The sequence below is a fragment of the Streptomyces flaveus genome (genome assembly GCF_014647675.1).
GTDB lineage: Bacteria > Actinomycetota > Actinomycetes > Streptomycetales > Streptomycetaceae > Streptomyces > Streptomyces flaveus.
On record NZ_BMPQ01000071.1, the window covers coordinates 1 to 6,769 of the forward strand.

The following is a 6,769-nucleotide window of genomic DNA, read 5'->3' on the forward strand; positions in this document are numbered from 1 at the left end:
GGGCCACTGACAGGCAGTCCTGGACGCAGGACTGCCTATGGCTCAGTGAATAGGAACGGTAGAGATCTGTACCCGGAACACGCCTTCCTGTACAGGAGGAGAGGGTCATCGAATTCCTGCACGTGATCGGCCCCCTGAGCGACCCGCGTGCACACGGCGGCGACCCTGCCGACGCCGACCATGTCATCGGCGTGCACGTCAACTTCCTGATGACCAACCCCACCGGCACACCCGGAGAGCTCGATGACATCAGCCCCGATGACAGGGCCAAACCCAAGCAAAACCGGCTGATCGAGGCCGACGGCCAGGGCTACCTCGCCCTCCAGGCGACCCGGCCGCAGACCATCGGGTTCACGCCGGCTGACTCTCCGGCCGGGCAACTCGCCTGGATCGCCGAGAAGTTCAAGGAGTGGACCGACGGCACCCACCTACCGGAGTGCGCGATCGACCGCGGCCTCATGCTCACGAACGTCATGCTGTACTGGCTGACCAACACCGCCGCGTCATCGGCCCGCTTGTACTACGAGGTCAGCCACCCGCCGAAGCAGCCTGAGCAGTCACCCGCCCCACTGGGCGTCGCGCACTCCTGCTGAACGGCGTGGCGTGGCCTTCGGCACCTGGGGCGCGGCCAGCTGCGTCACCGTGCCAACAAGTCGCAGCAGACCGGCTGTCTGGGCTGGTCGTACGAGGCCAACGCTGCAATCCGCCAGACCTCAGAGGTGCGGACGAACTGCATGGTCTTTGCCCCGCCGACTCCGGGCCAGCCCTTGACGATGATGACACCTGGAAGAACCAGTCGGCGGATCCGGGCCACGTCGGCAGCCTTACTGGCCCGGTTGTCAAAGGCGAACTCCCGCGAAGGACCGGGACAACGCCCTCGCCCAGCAGGTCGATCTGCCGACACCAGGGCCTCCCGGCACTGCTCGGTCGGATTCGCATCCCCGAGCTACTGACAGGCCCTGTCTTCATGGGCGTACAACGGGAAGATCACCCTGCGGGAACCCTGTTCGACCCGCACGTTCCATGATCGGTTGAGCTGCGGCTTCTTACCGGGACATGGCCTGCTCCGAGTGTTTATCAGCTGAGTAGCCAGCTGCCCTCCGGCCAGGCTGGTGCGCTGGTCGCACAAGACCTGGAGGGCCGTCTCGGCAAGCCGGTCGGCGTTGCGAACCTTGCGGTTGCGCGGTCATCTCTCCGGCCGCTCGACGCCGATACGGCGAAGAGCGGCCGGAGACTGGTGTGCCCCAGGACCACCGCGTCACCTTGAGGGCAAGCGGCCGCGGTGGTGAGAGCGGGTCAGGCGGCGTAGGAGGCGAGCAGTTCGCTGTACTGCTTGGCGGCGGTGGCCAGGTCCTCGTCGGAGAGGCCGAAGGCGGTGCCGTACACCTTGACCATCGGCTGCTGGATGTCGAACTGGCACAGCCGCAGGGTCGCTTGCCAGTTGCTGAGGAGGGTCTCGATGGTGGCCTGGTTCGAGCCTTCAGGGGTGTAGTGATCGGCGGGGACACCGGTCGTGACCGCGACGACGGCCTTCTTGCCGGCCAGCTGCGAGGCGGAGCCGTCGATGGTGAAGGCCCAGCCAAAGGTGAGGACCTTGTCCTGCCACTGCTTGAACAGCGGGGTGGTGTTGTACCAGAACACCGGGTGCTGGAAGACGATCACATCGTGGTCGGCCAGCAGCGCCTGCTCTGCGGCGACGTCGATCTGGAAGTCGGGGTAGGTGGCGTAGAGGTCGTGCACGGTGACATGGGGCAGATCGCGGACGGCGTCTACAAGCGCCGCGTTGGCCTTCGACTGGGACAGGTCGGGGTGGCCGACGACAAGGAGAACCTTGGACATGGTGAGAAACCTTTTCAGTGATCAAGGAGAGGGTGAATGGACGCGGGTGGGTCGGTGTGACGGGTCAGGGAGCTTCGCCGGGCGTCAGTCCTTCGCGAAGTCCAGGAGCGCTGGTTGAGCCGGGAACAGCGGTCAGCGGTCAGCGGTCAGCGGTCGATGCTGGCCATGTTGGCCTCGTTGTGGCGTTCGCCGGCGGCGGGTGTGAGGTTGTTGAGGCGGTCGAGCTGGGCGGCGGTGAGTTTCACACCGTCGGCGGCGGTGTTCTCTTCGACACGCGAGACCCGGCGGGTGCCGGGGATGGGGGCGATGTCGTCGCCGCGGGTCAGCAGCCAGGCCAGCGCGGTCTGTGCGGGGGTAGCGCCGATCTCGGCGCCGATGGCCCGCACCTCGTCGACGATGCGCAGGTTGCGCTGGAAGTTCTCGCCGGTGAAGCGCGGGTTGGTCTTGCGCCAGTCGTCGTCGCTGAAGTCGTCGACGGTGCGGATCTGCCCGGTCAGCAGGCCGTGCCCGAGGGGCGAGTAGGGCACGAATCCGATGCCCAACTCGCGCAGCAGGGGGAGGATTTCGGCTTCGACGTCGCGGGTCCACAGGGAGTATTCGGTCTGCAGCGCGGCCACGGGGTGCACGGCGTGTGCGCGGCGGATCGTGGCGGGGCCGGCTTCGGAGAGTCCGATGTGGCGGACCTTGCCTTCGGTGACCAGCTCGGCCAGCGCGCCAACCGTTTCCTCGATGGGCGTGTTCGGGTCGACGCGGTGCTGGTAGTAGAGGTCGATGTGGTCGGTGCCGAGCCGCAGGAGTGAGCCTTCGACGGCGGTCTTGACGTTGGCGGGGCTGCTGTCGATGACGCCGGGGCCGTCGCCGGCGTGGGAGACGAGGCCGAACTTCGTCGCGATGACGACGTCGTCGCGTCGGCCCTTGATGGCCTTGCCGACGAGTTCCTCGCTGTGGAAGGGGCCGTAGATCTCGGCGGTGTCGATGTGGGTGACCCCGAGGTCCAGCGCCCGGTGGATGGTGCGGATCGACTCGGCGTCGTCGAGCCCTCCGCCGGTGGTGTAGGTGCCGGCCATGGTCATGGCTCCCAGGCCGATGCGTGAGACATCGAGCCCGCCCAGGGATACGTGCTTCATCAGGTACTCCTTGTCGTAACGGCCGTCAGGCCCGGTCAGCGGTCGCGATGAGTGCGGTGCGCCACCAGTCGGCGGACCTTGGAATGTGGGTGTGTGTTGCTCAGAGCGCGGGGTTGCCGTAGGCCAAACCGGTGTTGTCAGTGATAGGCGGCGGAGATCGGTGGGCTGAGCCGGCTGTGCCGGATCAGTGCTCCAGGGCCGCCGGCTTCAGAACGAAGACCGGGATCTCTCGGTCCGTGTTCCTCTGGTACTCGGCGTAGGGCGGGAACGCCTCGACGGCTCGGGCCCACCACACGGCCTTCTCGTCCCCGGTCACCTCGCGTGCCAGCATGTCCTGGCGCACCGGGCCGTCCTGGAGCTCGACTCGGGGGTCGGCCACCGCGTTGTGGTACCAGACCGGGTGCTTGGGGGCTCCTCCCGCGGAGGCGACCACGGCGTAGAAGCCGTCGTGCTCCACCCGAATGAGCGGCGACTTGCGGACCTTGCCGCTCTTCGCGCCCAGGGTGGTCAGGATGACAACGGGCACGTCACCCAGTTTCTCGTCTTCCTCACGTGTGACCAGGACACCCAGCGTCGTTCCTTGTGTACCGCCGGAGCTTTCGTACAGCTCGACCTGGTCACGTACGAACTGCGCCGTGCTCGGCTCATACTCGCCTTTCAGCGGCATGGTGCCCCTCTCAGGCGTGGGTGTCGGCGTAGGCAAGGTGGTCGCCCAGTTCGCGTGAGGCCTCGGCCTGGGCGAGGAGTTCCTTCGCCTTGGCCTCGACAGCCTCGATGGCGTCCGCACCGGCGACGAAGCGGTGCAGGGGCTTGTCCTGGTCGGCGATGGTGAGCAGGGCCCGGGCGAGCTTGGCGGGGTCGCCGGGCTGCTTGCCGTTCATGCTCTTCATGCCCTCGATCCTCGGGGCGGTGCGCGGGGCGTAGTCGTCGATGGACAGCTCGGGCCAGTTGGTGGAGCCGTCCACGAGGAGTTCGGTGCGGAAGTAGCCGGGCTCCACGACCGTGGTGTGGATGTTGTACGGCTCCACGTCGTGGCGCAGGGACTCCATCCAGCCCTCTTCCGCGAACTTGGAGGCGGCGTAGGCGGAGGTGAACTCCATGCCGACCAGCCCGGCGGTCGAGGTGACGGTGATGACGTGGCCGGCGCGCTGCTTCCGCATGATCGGCAGGACGGCGCGGGTGACGTTCATCGGCCCGAAGAGGTTGGTCTCGAACTGCCGGCGCATCTGCGCGGGTGAGATCTCCTCGAAGTAGCCGGTGAACAGGTTCCCGGCGTTGTTGATCAGGACGTCGATGCGGCCGAAGCGGTCGACGGCGGCCTGCGCGGCGGCCTCGGCGTCGTCCAGGCTGGTGACGTCGAGCTTGGTGATCAGCAGGTTGTCCTGCCGTCCGCCGAGAGTCTTCTCGACCTCTTCGGGGCGGCGGCCGGTGGCGACGACCTGGTGGCCGGCGGCGAGGGCCTCGCGGGCGATGTCGGCGCCCAGACCGCGTCCGGCACCGGTGACGAGAATGACCTTGCTCATGGGGTGGTCCTTTCAGGCGCCGTGTCCGGCACCCGGTGTGTGCGGTGGTGATGCGTCGTGCCCTCCCGGCGGCCGAGCGGGCAGAGAAAGGCCGGGCGGACCCATGCGTGCCGTCGGCGCGGCGAGCGCCAGTCATCGCGGCGGCGTGGGAGGAGGGGATGCGGGTGAAGTACCGCGCTCCGTTGCTATGCGGTGGGGACGGCGCCCATCTGCCGGAGGATGCCGAGCATGTCGAGCTGGGCGCGTTCCTCGACGATCTTGCCGTGGGACAGGCGGTAGAAGGCCATGCTCTCCGAGCGGATCGCCTTGCCTGTGGCCTCGACCCCGGCGAAGGGTCCTTCGTGGGTACCGGTCATGGTGTAGCGGACGGCCACGGTGTCGCCCTCGGCCCGCATGTCCTGCACCGTCCACTTGAGGTCGGGGAACGCCTTCAGGTTCGCCGCGACGATGCCGAGATAGGTGTCCCGGCCCTGCCACGTCTGGCCGCCGGAGTGCACGACGATGTCCGGGCTGACAAACTTGCTCGCCAGAGCCGGATCGCGACCGGGCAGGTACTCACTGGTGTAGCGCTCCATGATGCGCTTGTTCACCTGAGCGGTCCCGTGGTTCCAGGAGACGGATTCCGCCGTGACGCGAGACGGCGAGTCGGAACCGGTGGTGCGGTCGGCCGTGCCGGCCGCGGCTCCCGTTCCGAAGGCCGCGAGGCTGAGCGCTCCCAGCGCCGTGACTACGGCGGCCGGCCTGGTGTATCGACGCATGATCGTCCTTCTGACTACGGTGATCGCGGCGCCGACGGCGCCGCGAAAGGGCTGGAGACCGGCGGCACAAGCAGCGCCGTATCCGGGCCATCCACACCGCCGTGGGGCGGTGCATCACCAACAAAACCGGTTGTCACGGGAGCGTGGGAGTCCCTGATGAGGGGGTCACTGACAGGGACCCCCAACCCGGCGGAAGCGCTCGTAGAGTGAAACGCATGGCAGGCAGAAAAGACCCCAACGGCACCAACCGCGATATTCGTGATGATTTCCGCGCGGAGATCCGGGAGTTCCTGGGCACGCGACGGTCCAAGGTCACCCCCGAGCAGGCCGGACTGCCCGTGTACGGCGGAGAGCGCCGACGGGTCACCGGGCTGCGCCGGGAGGAGGTCGCCCTGCTCGCGGGCATCTCCAGCGAGTACTACACCCGGCTGGAGCGCGGTAACGCCACCGGGGTGTCGGAGAGTGTCATCGAGGGCATCGCGCAGGCGCTGCAGCTCGACGAGGCCGAACGCATCCACCTGATCGACCTGCTGCGCGGCGCCGGCACCACCCGTCCGCCACGCCGTCGGCCGGCCCAGCAGCGCATCCGGCCCGCGGTACAGCGCGTCCTCGACTCCATGACCGGCACACCCGCCTTCGTCCTCAACGGGCGCGGGGACATTCTGGCCGCCAACCGCCTCGGGCGCGCCCTCTTCTCCCCGGTCTACGCCGACCCTGGGCGGCCGCCCAACAACGCCAGATTCATCTTCCTCAATCCGCACGCGACCGAGTTCTTCCGCGACTGGGACCAGGTGGCAGGCGACGCCGTCGCCATGCTGCGCGCCGAGGCCGGCCGCGATCTCTACGACCGGCGGCTGACGGACCTGATCGGCGAACTGTCCACCCGCAGCGAGGAGTTCCGGCACCGCTGGGCCGCCCACAACGTCCGGATGCACACCACCGGCGTGAAGCTTCTGCACCACCCGGTCGTCGGCGACCTCGACCTACCGTTCGAGACCTTCCCGGTGGGCGGCGACCCCAGCCAGTTCCTTCTCACCTACACCGCCGAGCCCGCATCACCCTCGCAGGACGCCCTGAACCTGCTGGCCAGCTGGGCCGCGACCGACGACGACATCGAGCGGTCCACGCCGGCCGACGATTCCGAGCCGGCCGACTCGACCGAGACACCCGACTGATCGGTTGAAACGGCTCGGCCGCTGCCGGCCGAGCGGTTCCGTTCGGGTCGACGGCCATGAGGTATGACCAGCCGCGCTCCTCCAGCGCGAGCCGGAAGGTGACGCTGGAGCCGTAGCTGGAGTCGACCAGGATCTCTGGCACGGTCGGCAGCCAGGCCGCCGGCCGGTCCAGCAGACCCAGTGCCAGCCAGGTCCGACGCGGTCGGGCACTCGGGCCGCCTCGCGTCACCTGTCGCCCGCCGCCCACTCCTAGGGCAGGAACAGCTCCCACCCAACTTCCCCTGCAGTCAGGGTCTTCACGCTACGAGGGGGTGCGCCACGAAGCACCGTGTGATCGAGCGGAGGTG

General features: G+C 68.1%; 7 protein-coding genes and 1 pseudogene. 2 read left to right on the forward strand and 6 right to left on the reverse strand.

From position 1 onward, the window contains the following. The first annotated feature begins 122 nt into the window (after positions 1-122). The gene (locus IEZ21_RS46665) at positions 123-593 is read left to right on the forward strand and encodes a hypothetical protein (protein WP_189327876.1); all 471 of its coding nucleotides are present in this window, start codon (positions 123-125) and stop codon (positions 591-593) included. Between the two features lie 703 nt (positions 594-1,296). On the opposite strand, the gene IEZ21_RS46670 is transcribed toward IEZ21_RS46665, so the two are convergent. From IEZ21_RS46670 to IEZ21_RS46690, 5 genes are all read right to left on the reverse strand, one after another. Further along, the gene (locus tag IEZ21_RS46670; RefSeq protein ID WP_189327877.1) at positions 1,297-1,839 is read right to left on the reverse strand and encodes an NAD(P)H-dependent oxidoreductase; all 543 of its coding nucleotides are present in this window, start codon (positions 1,837-1,839) and stop codon (positions 1,297-1,299) included. A 146-nt stretch (positions 1,840-1,985) separates the two neighbouring features. Beyond that, the gene (locus IEZ21_RS46675; protein WP_189327878.1) at positions 1,986-2,966 is read right to left on the reverse strand and encodes an aldo/keto reductase; all 981 of its coding nucleotides are present in this window, start codon (positions 2,964-2,966) and stop codon (positions 1,986-1,988) included. A gap of 184 nt (positions 2,967-3,150) precedes the next feature. Further along, positions 3,151-3,633 carry a nitroreductase family deazaflavin-dependent oxidoreductase gene (locus IEZ21_RS46680; RefSeq protein ID WP_189327879.1) on the reverse strand — a complete coding sequence of 161 codons (483 nt, stop codon included), beginning with the start codon at positions 3,631-3,633 and terminating at the stop codon, positions 3,151-3,153. A 10-nt stretch (positions 3,634-3,643) separates the two neighbouring features. Continuing rightward, a complete protein-coding gene (locus IEZ21_RS46685; protein ID WP_189327880.1) occupies positions 3,644-4,489 on the reverse strand; it encodes an SDR family oxidoreductase in 846 nt (281 codons plus the stop codon). 185 nt (positions 4,490-4,674) lie between these two features. Beyond that, positions 4,675-5,247 carry an ester cyclase gene (locus IEZ21_RS46690; RefSeq protein ID WP_189327881.1) on the reverse strand — a complete coding sequence of 191 codons (573 nt, stop codon included), beginning with the start codon at positions 5,245-5,247 and terminating at the stop codon, positions 4,675-4,677. A gap of 215 nt (positions 5,248-5,462) precedes the next feature. Here IEZ21_RS46690 and IEZ21_RS46695 point away from each other — a divergent pair, with 215 nt between their 5' ends. Further along, positions 5,463-6,422: a helix-turn-helix domain-containing protein gene (locus IEZ21_RS46695; protein ID WP_189327882.1), complete on the forward strand. Its 960-nt coding sequence runs from the start codon at positions 5,463-5,465 to the stop codon at positions 6,420-6,422. 4 nt (positions 6,423-6,426) lie between these two features. On the opposite strand, the pseudogene IEZ21_RS49075 reads toward IEZ21_RS46695, so the two are convergent. Then, a pseudogene (locus IEZ21_RS49075) lies at positions 6,427-6,693 on the reverse strand (transposase); the annotation flags it as partial. Positions 6,694-6,769: the final 76 nt, after the last annotated feature.